Here is a 26834-nt window from a genome sequence, read left to right as displayed (position 1 = left end):
ATTAACTATATTTAAAATATTCATATAGCCTATTAAAGTATTAATAGGCTATATTTTATTATTATTGTCTAAAATACTTATATATTTATATAAGGTACTTCTACCTATACCTAACATCTTAGCAAATTTAGTAGCAGTAATTGAACCATATTCACCTTGTTTAAATTTTTTGTACTCTATAATAAAATCTTTAGGTAAATCAACTCTTGGACGACCAAGTTTTTTTCCTTTTGATTTTGCAACATCAAGTCCTTGATTTATTCTTGATACAATTTTCTCTCTTTCTTGTTGGGCCATATGTGCTTTTATAGTTATTACTATATCGATTACCATATCATAAATACTATTATCATTGACTTTATTCCAATCACTCATATAAGGCATATCGAGTGCAATTACTCTGACACCCAAGTATTTAAGTTCTTTTAGTTCCATAATAACATCATCTGCATTTCTACCAAGTCTATCTAAGTCTGTGATAATCAATATATCTCCTTTTCTTAACTTATATTTTAATTTTTTATATTGATCCCTATGATCTGCTTTAATATTACCACTTATTCTTTCCTCTAATATATCGTCAAAATTAAAATCATTTTCTTTAGCATATTGCATTAAAGTAAAATGTTGTCTGTCTGTACGTTGACTTTCTTTATTTGTACTTATCCTCATATATCCAAAAATCATTCTTAAATTCACCTCAACTATATCTATTATAACGTAAATGTCTACAAAAACATATAAAAATATCGTAGACAAAAATTGTGTCAAATTATTAAAGAATTAGATGTATTTCTAAAATAAAAATAGTGTCTACGAAAACAACTGATTTATAGACACTATTTTTATTGAATATTTCTAATGATTATAAAATTTAGAATATAAAATTAATTTTAAGTTTTGCTATGATTTGAAATTTTACGATAATTAGTTTATGGTTATTTTTTATCCAAAATATATTTGACAGATTATAACTAATATCTGATAAGTTAGGTTTTATTTTTTCTACTTTATATCTTTGATATATTAGATTTTTATTTTTTTATGATTTGTATATAGATGTATCAGATTTTTGCAAATATTTTGCTGTATCTGATATTTAAAAAATTTGTGAACTTTGTTTATGTAAGTCTGTTACTTTAATTGTATTGTTAGTTCTTGTTTCTATAAATTCTAATACTTTATTCTCAAATTCTAAATACTCTTTATTATTTTTAAACTTTATACTGCCTTATAATGATACTTTTATATACCATTCTAAATTATCTCCAAAAATCATACCATCTTGTAATAAATCATTAGCTATAATTGATGCCATAGAAATACTATAATTATTTATTAAATTGCAGAAAAATTGAACTTTATTAGAAGTCAGAATCTCTTATATATAAAGATAAAAATTAAATTAGGATTATTTTAAAATATGTTAGCATAGAATCCCATATTATCAACATAGTTAGACTAAAACGATACTTGGGAAATATAACCAGTAGTTGTTACTTAATAATACAATGTAGACGATTTTATTATAAAATTTTACCAAATGTTTCAAAACATTATAAAATATTCTTAAGATAAAGAAAATTATACAAAACACAAAAATATTTTATAATAAAATATTTTAAATTGAAATATTTTGTTGTAAAATAAAAAAGATAAAAATTTGTATAAAGTTGAATTATTTATATAAAAATTTTTTTATTAAACAGGAGAAAGAAAAATGAATTTATTCAAAAGAAAAGGGAAATTTTTTTCAATTATGATAATAGCAGCAATTACCTTACAATCTACACCAATAAACGCACTTAATGCTGATTTATCAAATACAAATGAATTAGACAAAACTAGTGAAAATGTAACTAATGTTGATTCTAAGGATAACTTAGATAATACGGATTCAAATCAAGAAGGGAATCAAGGTGGAGACGTTACAGGAGACAATAACAACTTAAATGAAGATAAAGAAATTATAAAAGATAAAACGGATTACGGTGAAAATGACAAAGTTACAGAAGAAGATATCGAACAACCTAAGGAAGAAGTAAATGATAGTAATGAAACTAAAGATGAAATTGTAGATAGTAAGTCTGAAAGTATAAAAACAAATGAAATAGTTACTATTCCTGATGCTAATTTAGAAATAGAACTTAGAAAAAAATTATCAATACCAGATAATAAACCAATAATAAAGAGTGACTTGTTGAAAATAACTAAACTATCACTAAGAAGCCGCAGAATTAAAAATATATCGGGACTAGAGTATTGTACTAATTTAACTTATTTAGATTTAGGTGCTACTAACATAAATGAAAATGGTAGCAATCAAATAAGTGATATAAGTCCATTAGCAGGACTAACTAATTTAACCTATTTATCTTTGAGAGGTAATTATCAAGTAAGTGATATAAGTGCATTATCAGGTTTAACTAATTTAACCTATTTATCTTTGGAATGGAATCAAATAAGTGATATAAGCCCATTATCAAGACTAACTAATTTAACTAGTTTAGTTTTGTATAATAATCAAATAAGTGATATAAGTCCATTATCAGGTTTAACTAATTTAACTGATTTAGCTTTGCAGAATAATCAAATAAGTGATATAAGTCCATTATCAGGTTTAACTTATTTTAATACGTTATATTTGAATGAGAATCAAATAAGTGATATAAGTCCATTAAAAGGTGTGGGTATAAAAATTTTTGATGCAAGAAGTCAAAAGATACAATCAAAAGCAGTAGAATCAAAAAATAATGTTGCTGAAGTTGAAAATAATATAAAAAATATTGATGGATCAATAATTAATGTAATTAATATAAGTAATGGCGGAACATATAATCTAGATACAAATTTAATAAAATGGGACAATATAACATCAGATATTAATGAAACATATGATTTTAGAAGTGGTAATGTAGTTAAATTTTCAGGGAAAGTCACACTGCCAATTAAATATACTGAGTACAATGAAATTCCAACAATAAGTGCTATTGATAAAACAATAAAAGTAGGGGATACATTTAATCCATTAACTGGAGTTACTGCTACTGATACTGAAGATGGTAATCTAACGAATAAGATTAAAATAATAGAAAATACAGTAGATACAAGTAAAGTTGGAAAATATAAAGTGGTATATGAAGTAGCTGATAGTAAAGGAGCAACAACTACTATAACTATAACAGTAACAGTAAGAAGTAATGATAAGCCAATAATAGATGGAGTAAGCGATATAACAATAAAGTTTGGAGAAGTAGATGGATTTAACCTATTAGATGGTGTAACAGTAACTGATGATTATGATACAGGATTAGTTCCAACAACAACAGGAATAGTTGGAAAGCCATCTCCTGGGATAAATGAGACATATAATATAACATACACAGTAACAGATAGTGATAATAATACTACTACAGTAGTAAGAAAAATAACAGTAACTAATCAACTTCCAACTATATCAGGATTATCTAATATAACTATAAATGATGGAATGACTACCGATATACAAGCTGGAGTGTCTGCAAATGACACTGAAGATGGTAATATTACAGATAGAATTGTATATCCATCGACTGACTTAACTAAACTTTCTGCTGGATATAATGAGATTAAGTATTCTGTAACTGATAGTGATGGAAATACAGTTGAAGCAAAAAGAATAGTGATTGTAAGGCCAAGACCACCAGCGATAAATTCAAGACCAGTAATAAACGCTTATGATAAGACTTTAAATGTAGGAGATATGTTTAATCCATTAGAAGGAGTAAGTGCAGAAGACAAAGAAGATGGAGACATTACGGATAAAATAAAAGTAATAAAAAATGAATTGCAGAAAATGAGGTCATATATAGTAGCTGATAAAGAAGGAGTATATAAGGTAGTATATGAGGTTGAGAATAGTCGAGGTGCAAAAACAACAAAGACTATATCTGTAACAGTTAAAAATAAGTCTGTTGTACCACCAACAGAACCAGATAAGCCTGTTGTACCACCAACAGAACCAGATAAGCCTGTTGTACCACCAACAGAGCCAGATAAGCCTGTTGTACCACCAACAGAGCCAGATAAGCCTGTTGTACCACCAACAGAATCGGATAAGCCTGTTGTACCACCAACAGAACCAGATAAGCCTGTTGTGCCACCAACAAAGCCATCTAAAGAAGATAAACCATTTAAAATAACAATAGATGATATTACAAATGAAAACTTGAATAATGAAACAGGTTTGAATCCTAAAACAGGAGATGATTCTTTATTAATATATATCGGTGCAAGTTCAATTTCCTTGATACTTTTCATGATAATTAATAGAAAAAAACAAATAAAAGATAAATAAGTAAAAAAGCTTTAATAAAAATATTTTATTAAAGCTTTTTATATTAAAAGAGAACTTAGTAGCAATTATAAGATTTTTTATTAAATTCTTTGATTTATAGACATCATTTTTATTCTATTTTAGCGAATAAACAAAAATGAAATAACTAATTTGAAAAGTTCTTTAATAATTTTGTTTACATATTTTTATCTATTTATTTGTCAGAAGTATCTATATCTGGAAATCTTAACATTATTAATAAAGCCAAAATAGCACTAATAAGAATACAAATAATCATAAAGGTAGTATTTTCCCAATAAAGAGGAATAAAGGTAGAGATTAAAATAGGAATACCAGCAGCTAATTTAGTTTTTACAGAAAATTTTAAAACTTTATTACAGTTGCTACATTTCACGGACTTAAATGTTAGTAATATTTTTTGTGAATTATTTAAATGGGATTTACAGTTAGGACAATTCATTTAATCAACTCCTATATTGTGGGATTTTTTACCATTTAAACTCTCTTATAAAAGTTTCAGGTAATATATTTAATATATTAGAAATATCCTCTCTTATCATACCTATTTTTATATTTCCGATTCCATCGTATGGTTTTAATGTTAATTCCATATTCCCTCCGTTATTTATTGAGTTGTGAATGGTTTAAATTAGATTTACAGTTAGGGCGATTCGTTTAATCAACTCCTATATAGTGGTATTTTTTACCATTTTAAACCCGCTTATAAATATATTATCATACATATTTCTACAATTAAAGACTTTTTATAAAAACGTTTTCCTGATATGATTTTAATATAAAATAATTTTAACAAGAAAGGATTGTGAGAGATGAAAAAAATTTATAGTTTAATAATTTCAACCTTTTTATTTATTAGTAGTTTTAGTCTAGCAATGGCTGATAGTGTTAATTCTAATGCAAGGGCATTGGTTAATGAAAATGAAAATTTTGTCCTTGTGATAGATGGTAAAAATATCAATGAAAGTGATATATCTTCTTATAACTTATTAAATCATGTAGTTTTTGAAGAAAAAAGGAGTGGTGATTATACAGAAGTTATAGTTAAGAATAGAAGTAGCTACAAATTAACAAACGCATCTATAAAATTAAGTATAGACAGATATAATGAAAGTAAAAATTGGGTCGGAGTGAGAACAAATACTTATTCAGGTGTAAGCATTTCACCTGGAGCTAGTAAAAGCTTAGGTAAAAAATATGATCCCTTAAAATATGGATTTGAAAGAATTAGAGGAACTATTTCAGTTGTCGCAGGTGGGAAAAATTATCAAAGGAGTGCAACTAGAGAGAGAATAAATAATCCTTATAGATGGAAAGATATTAGGTCTTTAGCATATCATACAGCTAAACATAGAGCTGAATTTAATATGTCTTACGATGAAATGGAATATTCTAAAAGAGCAAATCAACTTTGGGGTAAAAGAACAAGTAAGGGGTATCAGTATAAAGTAGATAATAAAACTGAAACTATTAGAGTATATCATCCGACTACTAATACATTCGGTTCTTATGACGCATATGGTAGAAGTAAAACTTACTTTAAGCCAAGCAGAGGACAAGCATATTTTAATGATCAACCTGGAATTTTACATAAAAATTAAATTTAAGATAAAAAAAGAAGGGTTGTAACTACAACCCTTCTTTTTTTATCTTAAATTTAGGATCTTTCTTAAATTCATTTTTATTTCCTGCCATATATTTAAAACGTATATCACTTACTCCAAAATTTATGAAATTTATCTGTGCCTCTATCAATGAATTTTCATTAGCTCCGCCTCCTAAATTAGGGTGCTCAAATTGAGATTGATCATCTTCCCAGATACATAAAGGGCATATATAATAATCTCCTCTATTTGGTAATGTAATATATCCACAACACGGGCATGTATATTTATTCATATATGTTTTCTCCTTTTTAAGAAAGTTATCATTTATATTTTTATTATACATATGAATCTTGAAATTTGGGATAAAATTATAAAATATTTATCGATTTATTTTAACTAGCCCGAGTATTTTACTTTAAAGTATAGGTAAGAAAAGTATTAATTAAAATACTTTTCTTACCTACAGAATATGTTGTTTTTTGAACAACAATTTTCCTAAGTTTTGATACTTTTTAATATATTATCTGAACCGATATAAATAAAAGTGCCATAACTATAAAGTTATGACACCTATTTTAATTCTATAATATTATAATTGTTTTTGTAGATTTAATTGGTTAAATTCTAATCTACCCATTACTCCAGCCCCTCTTAGAGAGAATTAAATTACAATCCCATTTCATCTTTATATTTCTTAGTAAAATGGTTGAATAATTATTCCAAGAACACTATTTTTCTTTGTAATAACTTATAGATACTATTATACCTTGTTAACTATCCTGTAAAAACATAAATTTAAAAAAATAATTTTTAATGAGTATCAAAAAAAATAAAATCCTCTACATCTAACTTTATATCATTAAAAAAAGCACCTAGTTAATTCTAAGTACCATAAAAATGCTATTATTATACTCATTGATATTATAATTCCTAAAACTAAGATTGCTTTTACTATTGATGATAATATTATTTCTAAATATCCCAATATATCACCTCTTATTTTTAGTAATTGATTTATAGACACTTTTTCATATTTAATTATTTGTAGACTTTATCAGCTTTAATATAGTCATGTATTTTAGTTATAATTTTATAATAATATAAAAATGTTTTCCTGAAAAAAGACTATATTTTCACAAAATTTTCTGATAATATATTAAATATATGGTCAATATATCTTAAGTATAGAGAATCCAAAAATATTTAGATTTTGTATTAAATATTTTTTTAGATTAAATTAAAGTAGTATGTTAGAAAAATTTAAAAATAAATTGCAGTGATATGAATTAGAAAAATATTAGATATTTGGATAACCAGGTAAAGAAGTTAACTAAAAATATTTATAAGGAGGTTTTGTTTATGAATAAGATTTTATTACAAAATACTAAGAATATACTATTAGTTATTTTTATACTAGCACTTCTCCCTTCTATAATTAATACTATTTGGTCTCTAGGATACCAATTTGGTAATATTGTTGTTAGATTTTTTATTAATTAGTGTTAAGCATAACTAATAAAAAATACACTATGAAAATAAAAAGATTAAAGTGAAATATAGAAAAAATACAAGTAATTCAAATATAAGTAAAGTAAAAGTAGTATAATAATTAATAAATTAAATAATAGCTAAGATTTAATAAATAAAGTTTCATGGAAAACCTAAAAATCAAAAAAGAGTGAATGTAAAGGAATGTAGTAATTCCAATATGTCCACTCTTTTTTATTTTTAACTGTTCCCTAAATGCAAATTTAAGGGGGAGTTATAAAAATAGATAGTTAAAGTTAAACTTTGTTATAATTGTTGGAATAATTAAAAAGGAGATAAAAATTAGATGATACAAATAAAAATGAACATCAATAATATCGGATTTATAGCAAGAGTAGAAAGTTATTTAAAAGAACAAGTTACAATGCTATTTAATCTAATAAAAAATATGGAGTTAAATGAATTTAGAGATAATTTTAATATCCAAATAGGATGGAATATATTTACTTTGAGAAAAATAGAGGAAGGTTTTATTATTTTAGCTCCAGATTATAATAAAAATCCGATTATAGATAAAACAGATGATTTAACAATAGCATTGAAAATACATATGGAGCAAATGCAACTTTTAAATAAACTAAATATAGAAGGAGAGATGATTTCATTTAAAGGTAAAATTGTATGTAGTAAAGGTGTATTGAATTTAAATGATATTTATTTAGAGAGAAGAGATAAGTGCGATGAAAGGGATTCTGGATGGTTTATAGGAGCAGTTAATAATACGGAAGAATCAAAAGAACTAGAAGCATATTATGCTTATCAAATTTTAAAAATTAGACCATGTATCCTTAAAGTATTAACTTTACCAAAAGAATACATGGTTGTTTATGATAAAGATAATTTAGAGGCTATTTTAAATGAAAATGATATAGATATTTTGAAAAATTAATATATGTTATTCATAAATATAGCTTTATACAAAACTTATTTAAAATACTAACTATCCTCTAAAGTGAAATTTAAGTAATAGTTAGGCTTATATGGAAAAATATTCCATATAAGCTCGCTTATAAATATCTTATCATACATATTTCTACAATTAAAGACTTTTTATAAAAACGTTTTCCTGATATTATTTTAATATAAAATGATTTAAAGGAGGAATATTATGTTTTTAAAAAAGATAAATAAAAAAGTTGCTATGGCATTGATGATAGGAATAGTAATTTCTTCACTTTCAATATCAGCTAATGCACAAGAAAAAAATAATTTAAGTGTAGCACCAAGTGAAATTGTTTTTAAAAATAGCGAGAATATAGTAGAAAATGAAGAAACTGAAACTGTAAATGAATATATAAAATTAAAAGAGCTGAGTGAAAAAACAAAACGAGAATTAAAATCTTTAGGGTATAATAATAATGATATAGATTCAATAAAACAATACAAAGATAACTTTAAGCGAAATATAAAAGATTTAAATGATTTACAAAATGAACAATTAAAATCTTTAGGATATAATAATAGTCAAATAGATATAATTAGAAACTTTGATGGTTCTGAAGAGCAAATGATTAAAGCAAGTGCTAATTGTTCAGTATCTAGAAGTAAAGGAAGTTTTTATTATGACAAGACTAATAAAGCTACAAATCTAGTTGTAAACTATTCATTTAAATGGAATGGAGTTCCAAGTTTTAGAGGTACAGATATAATGGCAGTATCTAACGGTGAATTTATGTATTTTCATAATAATTCATATTTAACAGTTTCTTATTCAGATATATCTAATTCAGGAGCAAGTTCATCTAGAAAAATACTAGCATCATTAGATGGTTCTGGAAATACAGGTGCATCTTTTAAATTCAAAACATTAGGAAACAATGGTTTATCTTTTGCTAGATCAGGATCTGGTAAAGCGTATTTACATAAAAAGGCTAATATAACTCAAGTTGGAGTTGGAGTAAAATATGGACATTCTACAGTAACTTTTTCTCCAGGTGTTTCATTTCCAGCAGGAGTAAGTATTGGATTTAGCAAAAATGTTCAATCTATAGGACCAAATCCTATAATTTGTTATAGATAATTTAAATAAATATAAGGTGATAAAATGAAATTTTTTGTATGTGGTATTTTTACAATTTTGATAGGGTATATATTATCAAATTTATTTTCAGGAGTAGGTACAAGTATTGCTGAAATGACATATGTTAATGCATGTACTAATGCAGTATTATTTCTATCAGGAATAATATCTTTTTGGGGATATTTAATACTAGATAGTATTAAAAAAAAATAAGGCTTAAATTAAGCCTTATTTTTTTTAAGTTATTTATAAAGGAAGGTTTTTATTTGTGATTAAAGATTGTAAAATATGTGGGAAACATTATAGCATATGGGAAAAGTACAGTATTTGGTCAAAGTATAGATTTGATAATTTTAGGTGTAAGTCTTGTGGATCAGAATATAAAATTAAAAAAATAACGAGTTGTATGTTTTAATTTTTTAATTTTGGTACTTGGTTAAACTTTATTATGCTTATAATATTGAATTTAATGTTACATGTTATAACACCATTTCTATTATTCTATGAACAAGATTTTAATTTTAATAAAATACATAAAAAATGCAATTAATACAAATATAAATTAAATTTCTAATGACTTTATTATAATAATCATGAGAGGAGATGTTAAAATATATTGAAAAAAAAATATATATACTCAATGATTTTAGTTATATTAAGTTTTTCATTAGTATATTTGTATTATAGTAATACAAATAATAATTTAAAAGAAAATAAAACTATTAAATCTTCAGAAGATGATATAACAATGGGAGAAATAGAAGAAATTTTTCAAAAATATTTAGATGAAAACAATATAAATATTAAATTTGGAACTCAAGAATATTTTGATTATATAATAAGACAAGAACTCGAACCAGAAAATAAAGATGAAAAATTGGAAAAACATCCAAAATACAAATTAATAGATATGTATTTTGCAGAATACATTGTAGCAGTTCAAAATGGAGATTTAAATAATCCTATATCAATTTCTCGTTTTAAAAATAGAACAATAGGAAATATAAAAAATATGAATAGAGTTAATGGGATGTAGAAAAAAATAAGGATTAAATTAAGCCTTATTTTTTTCTATAAAATTATCTAACCATAACTTTGATTTTTTAGTATTAATAAAATGATTTTTAAATTCATTTGCTAAATTAGTTGATTTATAGACGCTTTTTTATCACCATTTGTAAAAAAAGTAGTAAATCAATTAACAAATAAAAAAATAATAAACAATAAAAATAACTATATTTAATAATATTAAATATAGTTATTTTTATTGTTTATTATTTAATTTTTATATATTTATTCCATTTATGAGGGAATATATCAAATAATAATATCGCTAAAATAGCAATAATAATATAAATCAAAGTTTCTAATATAAAATTATCGATATCAATATAATCATATATAAACATACCTAAAAAAATAATCAAAACATAATATCCCCCCCTGCATAAATTATTCTCCTTCTCATATAATGAATTACATTTCGGACACTTCAAGGATAAATTAAAACTAAAAATAGTTTTTAATCTATCAAGGTATGTAAATTCATGATTACACTCTATACAGTTTTTCATATATATCTATACCTCCTAATATAACTTTATTATTATTATACAGGTTATATATTTTTACAAAGTAATTATCTAAAAAATATTCAAATTTCAATTTTACAAAATAAGAGTATAGTTTTATACAATGTGACATACAACCTTGTTTGAATATTTTAGATATATCACTCACTTTCTTTTTTTGAGTAAATCTTCAACTATAGATGTATAATATATTTAAATATTATCTAATCAGGGGGGCATTATGAAATTCAAGCAAAAATTAATATATATTTTATTGATATTATTGATATATTTTATTTTTCCACTTATAAAAATTCCATATAGTTTTAATTCTATTTCTAATTTAAATGATGAAATAATTAATAAATCAAATAAAATAAAAGTTATATATGCAGAGCCTAAAACATCAATTGAAGAAAGCTTCGAAATTAATAAAGACAAATTTAATAGTCAACCAATTATCTAATTATAAATTAATAAAGGCTAAACCAAGTAATAAAGAATATAAGGAAATTGATTCATTACCTGTATTTACAATTTCTTTATATGATAAATATTCAAATGAAGAGATTTATTCCATCTTTATACAAGGAAATAAATATATATCTATTTCCAATAATTCAATAGTATTTGAAAGATATAAATTATTTGAGAAAAAATTAGATGATAATTTTTTTGATATGATTAAAAAATAAGGTTTACATTTTATTAACTAGCCGAGAACACTCGCGTCTTTAGACATGAGATGAATTGGCTATTTTTTTGATAGATGCATATATTAATATTTTATAAATGTGAGGAAACTATATGATTAACAATATGGAACTAATGATTTTTGTACCAATTGAATTTATTTTGATTTTAATACTTACTTTTTTATATTTAATATATTTGTATTTTAAATATTGATTTATAGAATCTTTTTTATTTATTAAGATAATTTTTTATAAAAGTAAAGGGTTTATTAAATTTCTCAAAGAAAGTTTAAATTATAAGATGCAAGATATATTATCTATGGCATTATATGAGTATAAGAATAATGCATAGGGGTGAATTGATCTTGATTTGGAGCAAACAAAAACAAATTCTAAAAAATAATTTGTGTGATTCGTTAAGAGAGAGAATAGATTTTAATATTATTAAATATAGAAAGTCACATGACTCTTTAGGAAGAGCTGTTATAACTTTAAATAAAGACGAAATATGTAGTATGGCAACAATCGTTTTAGATAGAGAGCATTTTCATGTAGTCGGCTTTAGATTAGATAATGAAAGCTTTGAAGACTATATAAAAAGAGATTCAGAGGGATATAAGATTGTAAATGAAAATGGATACTTTAGTGAATTTGATTTTTATGAAGCAATAAATATATATTTAAATATATCAATAGAAGATGCTATGAAATCAGAAAATATATTAGTTAGAGCATTAGCAATGTTAGACAAAAGATTAGGAAAAAGGAGACTAAAAAATATATATGAAAATATAGAAAAAGAGAATGATTTAGTAAAGAAATTTTATAATATAAGAATTGAATCAGACAATATGATATTAAAGAAAAATGTAGAATAAATGAAATCAATACAAACATAGATAAAGTGAAAGTAAACAAATAATTAATTTATATAGAATTAAAAAAGTTTAATAAATAAAGTTTCATTGATTAGAACATTTGATAATTCTATATCTATGAATGAGATAAAAAATAACATTGAAAATTATAATTAAAAAGGAGTTATTGACTATGAAGAAAACGAATCAATGCATGAAATGTAATTCTGAAAAAATTGTTAGTTGTAAAAATAAAATAGTAAATCTTAGTAATGGTGTAAATATAAATGCTTTTAAAACGGCTATTGCTACAAAATATATATGTTGTGATTGTGGATATTTTGAAGAATACTTTGATGATTTAAGTGACTTAGAATCTATTTTTAATAAATTTTATAAAAGGAGAAATACAAATTATCAAAAATAAAGGTAAAATATAAATAATAAAGAGGAGAAAATATGAAGAAAAGATTGATGTTACTTGTAGGTTTTACATTTATAATAATGATTTTATTTTTCTTTATAAAGATTAATACTAAGATAGTTTCTAATGAAGAATTAAATAAAAAAATTATCTTTGAAATAGAGTCAAAAAAAGAATTAGATTTTTCTAAAGTAGCAAACTTTGATTGGGATACTATGATGATTTTTCATCCATATTCAGATATAAATTCTAAATTTAAGGATGTAAATATAGATAATTCAATTAATACTAGAGATGACATAAATACGATAGTATTTATAAAAAATAATAAGATTGTAGAAATGGTAAATATAGATATAAAATATGATTTTGATAAATACATAAAAAATAAAAAAATAGAGAATAAACATTCTAAATTTAAAGTTAAGGATGAGGAAGATGATTATTATACACTATATTTAGAATAATATAAATTAAAGATAGATGTTTTATATTAAAGGAAGGTTTTTATTTATGATTAAAGATTGTAAAATATGTGGGAAACATTATAGCATATGGGAAAAGTACAGTATTTGGTCAAAGTATAGATTTGATAATTTTAGGTGTAAGTCTTGTGGATCAGAATATAAAATAAAAAAAAATAATGAGTTGTATGTTTTTATTTATTATTTATTAGTAGGTTTTATATTAATAAATATATTTATAGAGTTTTTTAATTTTGGTACTTGGTTAAACTTTATTATGTTTATAATACTGAATTTAATGTTACATGTTATAACACCATTTCTATTATTCTATGAACAAGATTTTAATTTTAATAAAATAAATAAAAATACATAAAAATGCAATTAATACAAATATAAATAAAGTTTCATAATAAATGAAAAAATAAAAAAGAGTGTATTTAGAGAAATATAGTAATTTCAACAGAGACACTCTTTTTTATGAAAAACTATTCTCTAAATGCAAATTTTAAGGCTAGTTTATTTTATACTTATCAAATATTTTATAACTTAAACTAGTATTTTTTGAAAAATATATCCCAAAAATTATAAAAGAAACCAAAAAACACCAATCAGAAATCAGGATACAACCAATTCCTCCAAATAGCCATATTATGCCACATTTAAAAAAAGTAGTTCTGAAATCTTTAATAAGTTTTGATTCATTATAGTTTTTTCTCTGCTCTTTAGGTATACAGTTATATCCACCTATTAAAAACCATGCTTTATTTTTAAATATCAAAAATATAAACGCTACTATAAAAAATATGATAGCCATTGTTAAAGAACCTAAATACAAGTTAAATTCCCCCCTTAGATTTAATAAATTTTATTGAACAATTTAATCTTCTAATTTTGCATATTTATAAATTCTATAGTATACACCTAATTCAGTTGCAACACCAAGTAATATCATTGTAATTACAATAATATATTGATAATTATTTTCTAATACGTAGTTTATACCAGCGATTGATATTAAGCATATTCCGAGCATCATTATATGAGAACTCATGATATCTGCAACTTTATCATTATCATATTTTTTTAAATTCACCCAACATATAAGGCTACCGAGTTTATATTTTCTAATCATCCATCCTGACACAAGACCTAAAATACCTACGATTAAAATTATTATACTTTCTAGCATATTTATAACCCTCCTTAATAAAAATAATATAAGTAAATTATACTATTTTTCAAAAGAATACATAATAATAGTGATTGAATTACGGAGATATTTACATAAGTTACAGAATAAAAGTAAGTTTTCATTAAAAAATATTTCTTGTCATTTAAAAGTAAATTTAATAGATGGTCACGTATAAAGAATAAATTGATTTATAGACACTTTTTTCTTAATTAGTTTTATATAAAAAGGTGTTTGGGTTTAAAGACACAATACATACTATCTATGGCATTATATAAGTATGTGGAAAATAATAAATACTGATTGTTTAAAATTGTAAAAAGACATTGAAGTATTTAATTTATATCACTAATAGATATTTATAAGTAAATGGTATGTCTTTCTTTTTGCTTATATAAAAAGTTTAAATTAAAAATACTTATTAAGGAGTTAATTTATGATTTGTAGGGCTGAATTAAAAGAAAATACACTAAGGCAGTTAAAAGATAATTGGTGGAGAGTAATATTAATTTGTTTAACATATACAATAATTTCCGAATTAAAAAACTTCGATTATGCTTTAGAACAAAATATAAATGTAGTAAATATCGTATTTATTATAATATCTGGACCATTTCAGTTAGGATTTAGTAAATTTATACTGAATTTTATAGAAGACAGATCAAGTGCAAGCTTTAAAGATTTATTTTATGGGTTTACTAGTATAAAGATTTTTATTAAATCGATGGTTATAAATTTTATAATAGGATTTGGTGCTATTATAGGGATGATGTTACTAATAATTCCAGGGATAATATGGTTGCTTATGTTTTCGCAGATATACTTTATTTTAGTGGAGAATCCTAAAATAAGTATAATGGAATGTTTAATAGAAAGTTGTGAACTTATGAATGGATTTAAATCAGAGTTATTCATATTACATTTGAGTTTTATAGGATGGGCTATAGTTTCTTTAATTACCTTTGGAATAGGGTTTTTATGGTATGTTCCATATTACGAGGTTACATTAGGCAATTTTTATGTGAAGTTAAAAGAAATAAATGAAAATAAATATCTTGATGAATATTAAAAATGTATAACTATGTTCATTGGTGATTAGTTCCAAATATATAAGAAGAACTATTCTTAAAAAACGTATTTCAAGAGTAGGATTAAAATATCTATTAAAATCAACTTATTTGAATTTTAATTAATAAAAATACGAAATCTAAAGGTGAAGGGGTGTATTAAATGGAAGTAACAAAAATAGATAATATTTATATCCAAAATTTATTAGATAAACTAGTAAATGAACATGGCATGAGTTCAGAATTATTATCTAATTTATTGAATGTAGATATTGAGGTAATAAAAAATTATAAAGAATCTGAAAAGGATCTATTTTCAGATTTTGATAAATTTAATTTATTTACAACACAGATTTTAATGTTGGAGCAAATCAGTTTAAATAAACCTGATTTTAAGTTAAGAACTTATTTGTATATTTTAATAGATGGATATAAGTTAACAACCAAATCAATTGCTAAATTTGCTAATGTAGATGAACAATTACTTGTAGATTTTATTAATGATAAAGAGATTTCTATAGATGTTAAGTATAATCTTAGCTCAACTGTTATGTCTTTATTAATGATATTTAAGAAAATAGAGCCAAAATTTAATTAATTCTTAAAACACATTTAAAAATAAAATCAAAACCCTTAGAATCCATTTATTTTGGATTTTAAATGCTTTGATTTTATTTTTAATACTAACTATACTTTAAAGTAAAATTTAAAGATAACTAGTAAAAAAGCCCTTAGAATCCATTTATTCGGATTCTAAGGGCTTTAACTTTATTAAAAACATCTAATTGTCCTCTAAAGTGAATTTTTAATATTAATTAGTCTTTATTTTGGTAGCATAGTTAAAAAAATATAAAATAGTAGCAATAAGTGAACTAATAAAAGTTATATAAAAACCATAATGAGCTGTTCTAAAACTTATGACTATATCTAATTTACCTGTTATTGTAAGTATATGCCATGTTAAAAATAAGTAAAGACAATTAATAGGTATTAATGTCAAAGATATAAGAGTAAATAATCTTAATAACATAGAATTATTTTTTAGTCGTAATAGAATTAATGATGCAATAAAACTAATGACCATAATTGGTGAGCTAAAAAACCATAAAATTCCATTAGTATAATCTACGTTTTTATCAAAGAAAAACCAAGGTAAAAAGATACCTAGAACACTTACAATTAGTAAAAAAAATATCAATTTTTTTGTATTAAACATTTTATTTTTCAACCCCTTTTATAAATGTGTATATTATAGAAATTATAACAAACAATAATTTAAAAAATTATTATTTAAGAAATATATATAAACTTATTTAAATATATCTAGTAAAAAAGCCATTAGAATCCATTTATTTAGATTCTAATGGCTTTAACTTTATTAAAAATACCTAACTGTCCTTTAAAGTGAAATTTTAAGAATTGTTAAAGAAAATTTTGATTTGTAGACACTTTTTTATCAATTAATTTTTTTATATCTTTGTCATTTATGAGGTATAAAGTTAAATAAAAGTACTATTGGAACTGCTATTATCATATACAAAATAAAATTTAAAGTTGGATTTTCTAAACCTACTCTACCTCGCACTATAAAAAATATAAGTACAATTGAACTATAATATATCAGTGAATAAATAGTATTCTTTTCTTTATATAATGCATTGCAATTTTTACATTTTAATTTACTAAAAAATGAACCTTTTAATCTATCACTAAGTGTAAATTTATAATTACATTCAGTACAGTTTTTCATAAAATTTCCTCCGCTTAACTTTATTTTAAATATAAGTATTATATAAAGTAAAATTTAAGTAATAGTTGAATTTTTTATTCTTAAATTTAATCATTTTTATTATTTAGAAAATATTGATAAAATAATGAACTAAATCCTCCTATTACAGATAATATTGATCCTATTATTCTAATATTTGCTGTTGTAGATTCGATAATCCACTCATATGTAGAAGTATCCATTGTTCCACCTATTAATTTAATAGCAATTTCTCCCAACGTATAGCCAAACAAAGGAGATACTAATATTAAAATTAATCCTATTATAAATAGATTAGTTTTAATATTTTTATTTTCCATACAAATATCCTCCTAATTTTAATTATAAATTTTTTATATTCATCAAAGTATTCATTTTTTCTTTTCTTTTATTTTTTCTCTTATCTTAACAAATAATAAGTACTATGCTTATAACTATAATAATAAGTGGTGCCGCTATATCAAGTAGAAAGTCTATAATGAGGCATCGATAATAACTCCTGTTCCATACGCTAGCATCTCAGCCGCACCCTGCATCTTCTACTATTCTGATCTTCTATTTTCCATATACTAATATAATGACATAGATAATATATTTTATATATTAAAGTTATAACTTTCATAAAAAATATACTAAATTATTTTCGAATATATCCATACCAATTTCTTTCAAATTATATATAACTTAGTTTATTTTTCTTTTAAATTTGAACTTTTCTTTACTAACTACTGTCTTTAAACTAAATACACTAATTTATATTTAAAAAAGATACAAGGTAAAACAATATATAGATAGAAAATGTATAAATTTATCAGTATTTACATATTATTTCATTTCATTTTATAACATTTTACTTTAAAATGATATATTATGATAAGAAAATATATTATTTGACAAAAAATATATTTTTTTCTATTAAACTCAGTGATATATATTTGATATTAATGTAAGTATTATAAATATAAGCTTAAGTTATATATCTAAATAAATACAAAGTCAAACCTTTGTTGCTAATAATATAACAATTTAAATAATCGATATTTAGTAAAAAGATAGAAAATATAAAACTTCAAATGATAAATTAAATTTAAACATCTTATAAATTACATTGTTATTTGTAGAAATAAGGAAATAGGGGGAGGGAGTTTGTATCGAAGAATTTATCTATCCAATTTTACGATAATAGAATTTAATTTAAACTAACACATATTAGCATCCAAATTTAAATAATAGATACTTTGAGATGTATTCTGTATGTGGTCACCTAGAATACATGGAGTTAGTGGTGAAACCGGCTATGTAAAAATTATCTTATCGTACTTATTAAAAATAAGTAGGATAAATATATCATAAAAAGAGAGGGGATGTAATGTGAGAAATAAACAAAATAAACTATTTTGTACTATTTTACTTATAGTTTCTATTTTAAGTAACTCTATTAGTTATTCATTTGCTAATACATTAAAAGATGCATCAAAAACTATTGATTCTGAGATAATTTCTACAGATGTAGTAAATGAAAGTAATTCTGAAAAAAATGATACTACTGATACAGTAGAAGAAAAAAATTTGGATAATAAAAATAAAGAACTAGAGGATATCAAAGATGAAAAAAATGATATGGATCATTCTATAAATATATCTAATAATTCAGATAGTACGAATAAGGATAAATTATTAAGTGTATCAAAAGCGACACTTACAACACGCTTTAATATGTCAGAAGTAGTATCTAAAAATAAATTTATATATGAATTAGAGTATAATATTGATTCATCAAATAAGCCTTTAAAGCTAAAGATAAATATTCCTTTTAATTTAGTAAATATTATATCTAGCTCTAGCAATGATGATATATTAGATAAAGAAATAACTGATGAAGGTATTGTATATACAATAAAAAAAGGTGATAATTTATCAAATAAAATTACTCTAAATTTAGAGTTTAATGACAATACTTCTGATAATACTAATTTACAACTTAAATCTAATATAATTAGTGAGTCTGGTTCAATTATAACTACTAATAGTAGCCCAAGTATAAAATTGATAAAGCCTCTTAAGAAATTTAGTATTACTACTAATAAAAGTATTTTAAAACCAAATGAAGAATTTGAGTATAGAATAAGTTATGAAATGGATAATATAGGGCAACAAGAAACATCTATAAAAGTAACGATACCTTCTGAACTAGAAGTTATCGAATTTAAAAATAAGGAAGCGAATGAAAATATAATTGATGAAACTTATGAAAATGGGACAATCATTTATAAACTAAAAACAAATAGTTCTAGGACAATAATAAAAGATAATTTAAAAATAAATGTAAAATTTAAAAATGCTTTACCAGATACTTCTACTGCATCTGTGCATGCATCCATAAATTATCCTTCAGAGTATACTATTTCAAGCATACCAGTTATATTTAGAAATTCAAAGTTAAGTATATCAGCATCGAAGCTAACTGTAACAGAAAATGATAATTATTCTTATAGTTATAATATACAATATAAAATACTTGGGAACGCAACTGATTCTTCAAGCATTCATATTGAGTTTAATGAAAATATAAAGTTCAAAGAAAACTCAATTATTTTAGGCGATGAAATAGAAAGTGTGAATTATTTAAATAATAAACTAATAATAAAATTAAAACATTCTGTAAGTGATATTACCGGAAGTATAAAAATTCCAGTTGAATTTAAAGAACCTTCAACTAACGATATAGGTAAAATAACAGCATTTGTATCATTAGAAAATAGTGGTGTACAATCAGAGCAGGTTGAATCTGAAGAAACTATAGCACAAGTAAATACAGGTATAAAGCTATCTAAGCAAAAAGTAGGATCTAGTGTAATTGTTAAAGATAATGGTATAGCAGAATATGATATAACGATATCTAATGACACTCGAGTTAATTTAAATGGATTTTCTATTATAGATGTTTTGCCAAATAAAAATCTTGAGTTTATAGGATATAATGTTAAAAGCTCAGGAAATGAGAATGCTTCTATCGGAACTTTTAATTATAATAAGCAGGAAAAAGAAATTGAATTTAAAATAAATAAAAATATATCTGATTCTAGAGTTACTTTAACTATAAAGGTAAAGTATCTAGACTTAGTAGATAGTGAATTTATTTTGAATACAGCCAAATTATATGATAAAAAAAGTAATCTCTTAACAAGTGTAAAATGTAATAATCAAGTTAGAGATGAAGCAGAAGGACTTTTTTTTGGTAAAAGGAGAGCCTCGAAACCGACTGTAGGTTATGAAGGAACTAGTATCTGGAATATAGTAATGCAAAATCCAACATCTAGAATTTTAGATAATCTTACGGTAGAGGATACTTTCCCTCATCATATGAGATTAAATAAAATAGAGCTCGGAAAATATAAAGTTCAAAATAATAGTGATTTATCTGGTATAAATAATATGAGTATGGATGTATATATATCAACAAAACAAAATTCTAATTACATTCATTATTTAAATATTTCAGGTAATGAGATGATATTTGGTACAAATACAATTCATAATATAGAGAAACAGTTTACAACAGATGAAAACTATATAACAAAAATAAAAATTGTAATAAATAATCCTGTTTCAGAGCTTATATATTCAAAACCTATAAGATTTTATACACAAATACAACCAAGTTATGAAAATGGCACTACTTTACAAAGTGGGACAATACTAACTAATAAAGCTGACTTTACAAAAACAGAGTCCGGTATTAAATCAAAATCAGTAAGCAAAAGTGATTCAGTTGAGTATATAAGGGCTTACAATGCAAATATTTCTAAATCCATTGTTGGAGATATGCCAAAAAAAATAGGAGATTTATTAAATTATAAAATAGTACTTTCATCTACTGTAAATGAAAATTTACCTAATCCGATTATATGGGATAGTTTGCCGCATAATATAGATGTACTAGAATATGATATAGAAATAACTGATAGAAAAGGAACTAGTATATTAAGTAAAGATGAGATAAATAATATTATGACTTTTGAAAAAGATAAAATTAATAATATTATTAGATGGAAATTTAAATATATACTTCCAGAATCTAGTAGGATTGTTATAAATTTAAAAACAAAAATTAATAGTATTGAACATGAAATTAAAAATAATGTAGGGGTTTCTACAATAGATATACCGTTTGTTCAAGGTGTTCAATCAACAGATTTTCCACAGAATAATAGAGTAGAAGATGGTGTTGACTATGATGGTAATATACAATATGGTGATTTATATGTCAGTTCAAGTGCTTCATTAAATTTCGTAGAGAGTATGAATGCTACATTAAGTAAATATTCAAAATTAGAAAATCAAAACAATTTTACTAAAAATGAATTATTAGCAAAAGATGGAGATATAGTAAACTATAAATTAGAAGTAAATAATAATTCTAGTAATACACTTAAATTAACTGATATTAATGATATTTTACCAACAAAAAATGATAAAAATCCTATTTTAGATTATAATAAAAATTCACAATTTGATGTTAAATTAATTGAAAATAGTATATTAGTGAAAGATAGTTTAGGTAATGTAATAACTAATTATGATACATTTTATAGTTTAGGTAATAATCCAATAAGATTATCTTCCGATGGAAAAACTATGATTGGAAAAGATATCTGGGATGATAAATATCATAAAGATGTAAAGTCTATAAAAGTACACTTTAAAGATTTAGAATTAAATGCTAAAGATAAAATAACTATAGAATATTCTGTAAAGATACCAAATAAAACAAGGAAAAATTTAAAGGCTATTAATAATTTTTCAGCGCAATTTGAAGAAAATGGAAAAAAACTTTATCCATTGTTATCTAATAACGTTATAGTAAAAACAAAAAATTATATTTTTGTACCACCAACAGAGCCTGATAAGCCTGTTGTACCACCGACAGAGCCAGACAAGCCTGTTGTACCACCAACAGAGCCTGATAAGCCTGTTGTACCACCGACAGAGCCAGACAAGCCTGTTGTACCACCAACAGAGCCTGATAAGCCTGTTGTACCACCAACAGAGCCTGATAAGCCTGTTGTACCACCGACAGAGCCAGACAAGCCCGTTGTACCACCAACAGAGCCTGATAAGCCTGTTGTATCACCAACAGAGCTTGATAAGCCATTTAAAATAACAATAGACGATATTACAAATGAAAAATTGAATCCTAAAACAGGAGATGACTCTTTATTAATTTACATCGGTGCAAGTGCAATTTGCTTGATACTCTTTAGTATAATTAATAGAAAAAAACAAATAAAAGATAAATAATATAAAAAGCTTTAATAAAAATATTTTTATTAAAGCTTTTTATATTAAAACCGAACTTATTAGCCATTATAATATTTTATATTAAATTTTACTTAAATATCTATAAACTGAAATTTAACTACTAATTGATTTTATATTTATCAAATATTTTATAACTAAAACTAGTATTTTTTGAAAATATATATTACTCAAACTATAAAAGATATCCAAAAATACCAATTAGAAATCAGTATATAACCAATTACTCCTAATATCCATATTAGACCATACTTAAAAAAGTAGTTCCGAAATCCTTACTAATGTTTTGTTTATTCATAATTTTTTCTTTGATCTTAAATAAGATAGTAAATGTAATAGAGATATCATCATCGGGGTATCAGGTAATTCGGAAGACATAATAAAATATATATCAAAAATAGAATTAGTTAATGGATAAAGTGGATTAGTAGATGCTGTAAGTATAAGTCATATAGCAGCGGAAAATAATATATCTATAATACTAACTAATAACAATGGAGATATCCCATAAGGTAAAGATTTTATAAAATATGAATATATGCAACAATCTTATATTATAGGAGGATTAAATGTGGTTTCCAAAAAACCAGAAAATGATTTATCAAGTATTACAAATAAAAAGACAATAGATAGAATTTCAAGTGAAGATAGAACTGAAACCAATTCAAAAGTAATAAATAAGTTTTATTTATTACTTTTGAATAACTTATATGTAACTAAAAATGGATTAAAAAATGAAAATGAATTAGTAGATTCGTTAACCGTAGGTGTACTAGGCGCAAGAGAAAAATCACCAGTAATGTTAGTTGCAAATAAATTATCTAATTCTCAAAAGGATATAGTAAGTAAAAAGAAGTTTAAAAAGATAACTAAGATTGGTGTAAATGGCAACGAGAGTGCATTTGATGAAATAAAGAAACTAACAAGAAAAAAATAAAAAAGTAAGGCTTAATTAAGCCTTACTTTTTTATTTTTTTCTACATATTTAATGTCATTTAAAAATAAGCACATATCATTATTACTGATACTATCCCAAATATGAAATAAATTATCGTAAAGATGCTTATAGCTGTAGGTTCTATGCAATCCAGAAAAAGCTAGGGCAATTGAAAAATAATAAATTCTATTTATATCGTTAGATTTTATATATTTATATACTTTAGGATTTGAATAATAATTATATTCGGCTTTTAAAGATTTTTTTAGTTTTTTTAGTATGTTCATAGCCTCTTTATTATCTCTTTTAGATAAATATGCTAAAGCATGATTAGATTGTGAAATATAATAATTTATATTTTCTATAATTTCATATTTAAAAATAGTTCTTTTATTAAAGTATAAAATCATATAAAACACCTCTCTAATGAAGTGTACCTTGAATATATAACCTAAAAATAAAAAGTTATATATTCAAGATCTTATATTTATTCAATTTTTAGCCATCCAATACGCAATACTTATTTTATTAACTCCAAGTAACCACTTGGATGGAAATAGTATACGTCTTTAGTTTCTTTATTTATAAAATATCCCAGATCAGTTTCTATATCTGGAAGAAAAGTATATCCTTTTAATCCTTTTTCTTTTAGAACGTTAAATACGTTTTCATCACCTTGATATACATAATTAATTTTATTATTATTTTTAACTAATATATTTAAAGCATCTTCTTTAGTTAGACTTCTAACTTCATGAACAGCGTTATTTAATTTTATGTCTAGTGCATATATATCGCTGTTTATATTTCCTCCTATTAATAATCCACTGCATAGTATTGTAGCCATAACAACTGCTCTTTTCATGGGTCTAACCTCCTATTTATTAAGTATTTATTTTATAGTTAAATAATATCAAGAAAACATTTATTAAAAAAGACTATAATTTTACGAAATTTTCTGATAATATATTGAGTATAGGGTCAATATATCTTCTTTATCTAAAGAGTCATGAAGGTTTATATATTTAATAATATCAAAATCAATTCTATTGTTTAAAGATTCTCGTAGATTATTTTTAAAAATTGTTTTGCTTAATCCAAATAAGTATAATAATCTCTTTTATATTTATTATCGCTTAAATCTTCATATAATATTTTATTAACTTATTTATTATCAATATCACCAATAAGGCTATTATTAGCGTTACTGAATGTGATATCCATTTATTGTTTCACTCTGGTAAAATCCATATAAATCTGATTTCATACTAGATAAACACCCAATCATTAATAAAGTAATAATTAAACACAATATAGAAAGTGATTTTTGGTATAAATTTATTACACCATCTATAATTCTAGATTTATAACAATTTTAAATGTTGATTATATTAAATAATGTTCTATATTTTTTAAATTTCAAATAAATAATAAAAATAGACTATAAGATTTAACTTATCTTTAAGTTATTATTTAAGATAAAAGTTAAAGCCCTTAAAATCCATATAAATGTATTTTAAGGGCTTTTTTATTTAATATATCTTGTATTATTTTTGTATAGAGTTTTGTAACTTTATAATATTTTATAGCTAAAAGTACTCAATTTTCTAGAAAACAATGTCATGACCTAAAAATAATTTATAATAGATATATCTTAGTCAATTTTATATTCGCCGATTACAGTTTTTCCATCTTTTTTGTAAACCGGAATTATTCTAGGACCTTCTTTTTCTCTCTTTTCCATATAAGCAAGTGCTTCTTCTGGGTTATTAGGTTGGTTTGTTTTATCATATAAGTCAGTCTTTTTCACATATCCTTCTACATCATTTAAACCAACAACTTCCATTAAATCAGGTTCTTTCCATTCACCATTGCCCTTATCAATATAAGTTCCATAAGTTTCACCATTATTATTAGTTTCAAAATATCCTCTAATTGTATCGATTGTTTTATATATTTTGTTATTATCAGCTGAACTTATAGTAAATATTCCATATCCTACTATTAAAATAGATATGGATAATCCTACTGCATATAGCTTTAACTTCATTAAATCACCTTCTTTAAACTATTTATTTTTAATAAATTGTTAGTATGATTTTTTATTTTTATTCAATGATTTCAATATTATCTAAGTTAAAATCAATTTTGTATTGTCCAATTATAGTTTTACTATCATTTTTATATAAAGGTATCAATCTATATTGAGAAAATGATTTTGATCTCTTATTTTGAAGTCTAATAGCATCTTCTGGATTATTAGGTATTTCACCATACAAATCATCTATTTTTATATAACCTTCTACATTGTTTAACCCTACTGCTGCTATCATATTTTTATTTTCATACAATTGTTGTCTTTCTTCTAACTCTTCCTTTGGTATATCTATATTTCTTTTTGCAGCACTTACTTTTGGACTAGGAATTGCTGAAAATGGTACGTATTTTCCTGTAGCTCTGGTATATAAATGATTCGTTGATTTTGTGTAATAACTCCCGGAAGTTGTAGTATAATTAGCCATTCTTGAAAAACCGACCATAGAACCATTATTATAGTACCAATCAGAAGTTGAAACAACTCTATCTGAGTTATTATATAAATTAACATGGCTTCCCATGTATCCAGAAGGAACAGCTCCAGAAAGAGACCTTATAAGATTGCTTCCATAAGCCCTTTTTTGATTAGACACATAAGCAGCTGTAGCTTGGTTTTCATATGTTTTGCCATCATGAGTTTTTTTAGATTTAGCTCCTGATGCTGAAGAATCTTTAGTTTGAATAGAATTGATTTCATTATTGATTGTGTTGCTTCGTTCAATTGCATAAGTATTATTTGAAAATAAAATCAAAGATGCAATAATGAAGGCAGTTGTTTTATATTTTTTTATTTTTGTCATAGATATCCTCCTTAGTACATTTTTATAAGAAATGTTATTTAATATAAAGACGAAAGAATTCTTCATTATGTGACAAATTTATATTTTTCTATAAATTATTTAAATGAATCTATA

The 26834-nt window shown here is 23.6% G+C and carries 30 protein-coding genes and 1 riboswitch; of the genes, 17 read left to right on the top strand and 13 right to left on the bottom strand.

The window, feature by feature from the left end; genetic code table 11:
* Positions 1 to 48: 48 nt before the first annotated feature.
* Complete coding sequence (locus JNUCC81_RS19380; RefSeq protein WP_454096459.1) at positions 49 to 687, bottom strand: recombinase family protein; 639 nt, start codon at positions 685 to 687, stop codon at positions 49 to 51.
* A 1033-nt stretch (positions 688 to 1720) separates the two neighbouring features.
* Here JNUCC81_RS19380 and JNUCC81_RS19375 point away from each other — a divergent pair.
* Entirely contained in the window at positions 1721 to 4336 is a 2616-nt protein-coding gene (locus tag JNUCC81_RS19375; RefSeq protein WP_454096458.1) for an immunoglobulin-like domain-containing protein, read from the top strand.
* A gap of 488 nt (positions 4337 to 4824) precedes the next feature.
* On the opposite strand, the gene JNUCC81_RS19370 is transcribed toward JNUCC81_RS19375, so the two are convergent.
* Entirely contained in the window at positions 4825 to 4947 is a 123-nt protein-coding gene (locus JNUCC81_RS19370; RefSeq protein WP_454096457.1) for a hypothetical protein, read from the bottom strand.
* Between the two features lie 219 nt (positions 4948 to 5166).
* On the opposite strand from JNUCC81_RS19370, the gene JNUCC81_RS19365 reads away from it, so the two are divergent.
* Positions 5167 to 5955: a hypothetical protein gene (locus JNUCC81_RS19365; RefSeq protein WP_454096456.1), complete on the top strand. Its 789-nt coding sequence runs from the start codon at positions 5167 to 5169 to the stop codon at positions 5953 to 5955.
* 28 nt (positions 5956 to 5983) lie between these two features.
* On the opposite strand, the gene JNUCC81_RS19360 is transcribed toward JNUCC81_RS19365, so the two are convergent.
* Entirely contained in the window at positions 5984 to 6253 is a 270-nt protein-coding gene (locus JNUCC81_RS19360; protein ID WP_454096455.1) for a CPCC family cysteine-rich protein, read from the bottom strand.
* Positions 6254 to 6820: 567 nt separating this feature from the next.
* The gene (locus tag JNUCC81_RS19355) at positions 6821 to 6985 is read right to left on the bottom strand and encodes a hypothetical protein (protein WP_454096454.1); all 165 of its coding nucleotides are present in this window, start codon (positions 6983 to 6985) and stop codon (positions 6821 to 6823) included.
* Between the two features lie 335 nt (positions 6986 to 7320).
* Between JNUCC81_RS19355 and JNUCC81_RS19350 the strand changes: the two genes are divergently transcribed.
* The 5 genes from JNUCC81_RS19350 (at position 7321) to JNUCC81_RS19330 (ending at position 10565) form a co-directional block, all read left to right on the top strand.
* On the top strand, positions 7321 to 7461 hold the full coding sequence (locus tag JNUCC81_RS19350) for a hypothetical protein (RefSeq protein WP_454096453.1): 141 nt from the start codon (positions 7321 to 7323) through the stop codon (positions 7459 to 7461).
* Between the two features lie 334 nt (positions 7462 to 7795).
* Positions 7796 to 8398 (top strand): immunity protein Imm33 domain-containing protein, encoded by a 603-nt coding sequence (locus JNUCC81_RS19345; RefSeq protein WP_454096452.1) that lies wholly within the window; start codon positions 7796 to 7798, stop codon positions 8396 to 8398.
* 219 nt (positions 8399 to 8617) lie between these two features.
* Positions 8618 to 9529, top strand: coding sequence for a hypothetical protein (locus tag JNUCC81_RS19340; protein ID WP_454096451.1), 912 nt, complete (start codon positions 8618 to 8620; stop codon positions 9527 to 9529).
* 24 nt (positions 9530 to 9553) lie between these two features.
* On the top strand, positions 9554 to 9742 hold the full coding sequence (locus JNUCC81_RS19335) for a hypothetical protein (protein ID WP_454096450.1): 189 nt from the start codon (positions 9554 to 9556) through the stop codon (positions 9740 to 9742).
* A gap of 403 nt (positions 9743 to 10145) precedes the next feature.
* The gene (locus JNUCC81_RS19330; protein WP_454096449.1) at positions 10146 to 10565 is read left to right on the top strand and encodes a hypothetical protein; all 420 of its coding nucleotides are present in this window, start codon (positions 10146 to 10148) and stop codon (positions 10563 to 10565) included.
* 238 nt (positions 10566 to 10803) lie between these two features.
* Here JNUCC81_RS19330 and JNUCC81_RS19325 read toward each other — a convergent pair whose 3' ends face one another.
* Positions 10804 to 11103, bottom strand: a complete 300-nt coding sequence (locus JNUCC81_RS19325) for a TIGR04104 family putative zinc finger protein (RefSeq protein WP_454096448.1) — start codon at positions 11101 to 11103, stop codon at positions 10804 to 10806.
* Between the two features lie 238 nt (positions 11104 to 11341).
* Here JNUCC81_RS19325 and JNUCC81_RS19320 point away from each other — a divergent pair, with 238 nt between their 5' ends.
* The 6 genes from JNUCC81_RS19320 (at position 11342) to JNUCC81_RS19295 (ending at position 13916) form a co-directional block, all read left to right on the top strand.
* The gene (locus JNUCC81_RS19320) at positions 11342 to 11566 is read left to right on the top strand and encodes a hypothetical protein (RefSeq protein ID WP_454096447.1); all 225 of its coding nucleotides are present in this window, start codon (positions 11342 to 11344) and stop codon (positions 11564 to 11566) included.
* Entirely contained in the window at positions 11511 to 11795 is a 285-nt protein-coding gene (locus JNUCC81_RS19315) for a hypothetical protein (protein WP_454096446.1), read from the top strand. Before JNUCC81_RS19320 ends, JNUCC81_RS19315 begins: the two co-directional genes overlap by 56 nt.
* Positions 11796 to 12160: 365 nt before the next feature.
* Positions 12161 to 12673, top strand: a complete 513-nt coding sequence (locus tag JNUCC81_RS19310) for an SF0329 family protein (RefSeq protein WP_454096445.1) — start codon at positions 12161 to 12163, stop codon at positions 12671 to 12673.
* A 172-nt stretch (positions 12674 to 12845) separates the two neighbouring features.
* Complete coding sequence (locus tag JNUCC81_RS19305; protein ID WP_454096444.1) at positions 12846 to 13079, top strand: hypothetical protein; 234 nt, start codon at positions 12846 to 12848, stop codon at positions 13077 to 13079.
* A 32-nt stretch (positions 13080 to 13111) separates the two neighbouring features.
* Positions 13112 to 13543 carry a hypothetical protein gene (locus JNUCC81_RS19300; RefSeq protein WP_454096443.1) on the top strand — a complete coding sequence of 144 codons (432 nt, stop codon included), beginning with the start codon at positions 13112 to 13114 and terminating at the stop codon, positions 13541 to 13543.
* Positions 13544 to 13589: 46 nt separating this feature from the next.
* A complete protein-coding gene (locus JNUCC81_RS19295) occupies positions 13590 to 13916 on the top strand; it encodes a TIGR04104 family putative zinc finger protein (protein ID WP_454096442.1) in 327 nt (108 codons plus the stop codon).
* A gap of 138 nt (positions 13917 to 14054) precedes the next feature.
* On the opposite strand, the gene JNUCC81_RS19290 is transcribed toward JNUCC81_RS19295, so the two are convergent.
* Positions 14055 to 14378, bottom strand: a complete 324-nt coding sequence (locus JNUCC81_RS19290; RefSeq protein WP_454096441.1) for a DUF3784 domain-containing protein — start codon at positions 14376 to 14378, stop codon at positions 14055 to 14057.
* A gap of 42 nt (positions 14379 to 14420) precedes the next feature.
* Positions 14421 to 14732, bottom strand: coding sequence for a hypothetical protein (locus tag JNUCC81_RS19285; protein WP_454096440.1), 312 nt, complete (start codon positions 14730 to 14732; stop codon positions 14421 to 14423).
* Between the two features lie 436 nt (positions 14733 to 15168).
* Here JNUCC81_RS19285 and JNUCC81_RS19280 point away from each other — a divergent pair, with 436 nt between their 5' ends.
* Positions 15169 to 15801, top strand: a complete 633-nt coding sequence (locus tag JNUCC81_RS19280) for a DUF975 family protein (protein WP_454096439.1) — start codon at positions 15169 to 15171, stop codon at positions 15799 to 15801.
* A 161-nt stretch (positions 15802 to 15962) separates the two neighbouring features.
* Positions 15963 to 16397 (top strand): HTH domain-containing protein, encoded by a 435-nt coding sequence (locus JNUCC81_RS19275; protein ID WP_454096438.1) that lies wholly within the window; start codon positions 15963 to 15965, stop codon positions 16395 to 16397.
* Between the two features lie 882 nt (positions 16398 to 17279).
* Here JNUCC81_RS19275 and JNUCC81_RS19270 read toward each other — a convergent pair.
* A complete protein-coding gene (locus JNUCC81_RS19270; RefSeq protein ID WP_454096437.1) occupies positions 17280 to 17549 on the bottom strand; it encodes a TIGR04104 family putative zinc finger protein in 270 nt (89 codons plus the stop codon).
* Positions 17550 to 17635: 86 nt separating this feature from the next.
* Positions 17636 to 17887, bottom strand: coding sequence for a hypothetical protein (locus JNUCC81_RS19265; protein ID WP_454096436.1), 252 nt, complete (start codon positions 17885 to 17887; stop codon positions 17636 to 17638).
* Between the two features lie 902 nt (positions 17888 to 18789).
* Positions 18790 to 18873: riboswitch (cyclic di-GMP riboswitch) on the top strand.
* A 65-nt stretch (positions 18874 to 18938) separates the two neighbouring features.
* On the opposite strand from JNUCC81_RS19265, the gene JNUCC81_RS19260 reads away from it, so the two are divergent.
* On the top strand, positions 18939 to 22868 hold the full coding sequence (locus JNUCC81_RS19260) for a hypothetical protein (protein ID WP_454096435.1): 3930 nt from the start codon (positions 18939 to 18941) through the stop codon (positions 22866 to 22868).
* A 589-nt stretch (positions 22869 to 23457) separates the two neighbouring features.
* Positions 23458 to 23823 carry a cell wall-binding repeat-containing protein gene (locus tag JNUCC81_RS19255; RefSeq protein ID WP_454096434.1) on the top strand — a complete coding sequence of 122 codons (366 nt, stop codon included), beginning with the start codon at positions 23458 to 23460 and terminating at the stop codon, positions 23821 to 23823.
* A gap of 11 nt (positions 23824 to 23834) precedes the next feature.
* Here the strand turns inward: JNUCC81_RS19255 and JNUCC81_RS19250 are convergent, their stop codons facing one another.
* From JNUCC81_RS19250 to JNUCC81_RS19235, 4 genes are all read right to left on the bottom strand, one after another.
* Complete coding sequence (locus JNUCC81_RS19250) at positions 23835 to 24233, bottom strand: hypothetical protein (RefSeq protein ID WP_454096433.1); 399 nt, start codon at positions 24231 to 24233, stop codon at positions 23835 to 23837.
* Between the two features lie 110 nt (positions 24234 to 24343).
* On the bottom strand, positions 24344 to 24688 hold the full coding sequence (locus JNUCC81_RS19245; RefSeq protein ID WP_454096432.1) for a hypothetical protein: 345 nt from the start codon (positions 24686 to 24688) through the stop codon (positions 24344 to 24346).
* A gap of 789 nt (positions 24689 to 25477) precedes the next feature.
* Positions 25478 to 25873: a hypothetical protein gene (locus tag JNUCC81_RS19240; RefSeq protein WP_454096431.1), complete on the bottom strand. Its 396-nt coding sequence runs from the start codon at positions 25871 to 25873 to the stop codon at positions 25478 to 25480.
* A gap of 58 nt (positions 25874 to 25931) precedes the next feature.
* Complete coding sequence (locus JNUCC81_RS19235) at positions 25932 to 26720, bottom strand: hypothetical protein (protein WP_454096430.1); 789 nt, start codon at positions 26718 to 26720, stop codon at positions 25932 to 25934.
* Between the last annotated feature and the right edge of the window lie 114 nt (positions 26721 to 26834).

This window comes from Faecalimicrobium sp. JNUCC 81 (assembly GCF_053667625.1).
Note: the sequence above shows the minus strand (reverse complement) of the source record. Positions and strands in the feature narration are given on the sequence as shown.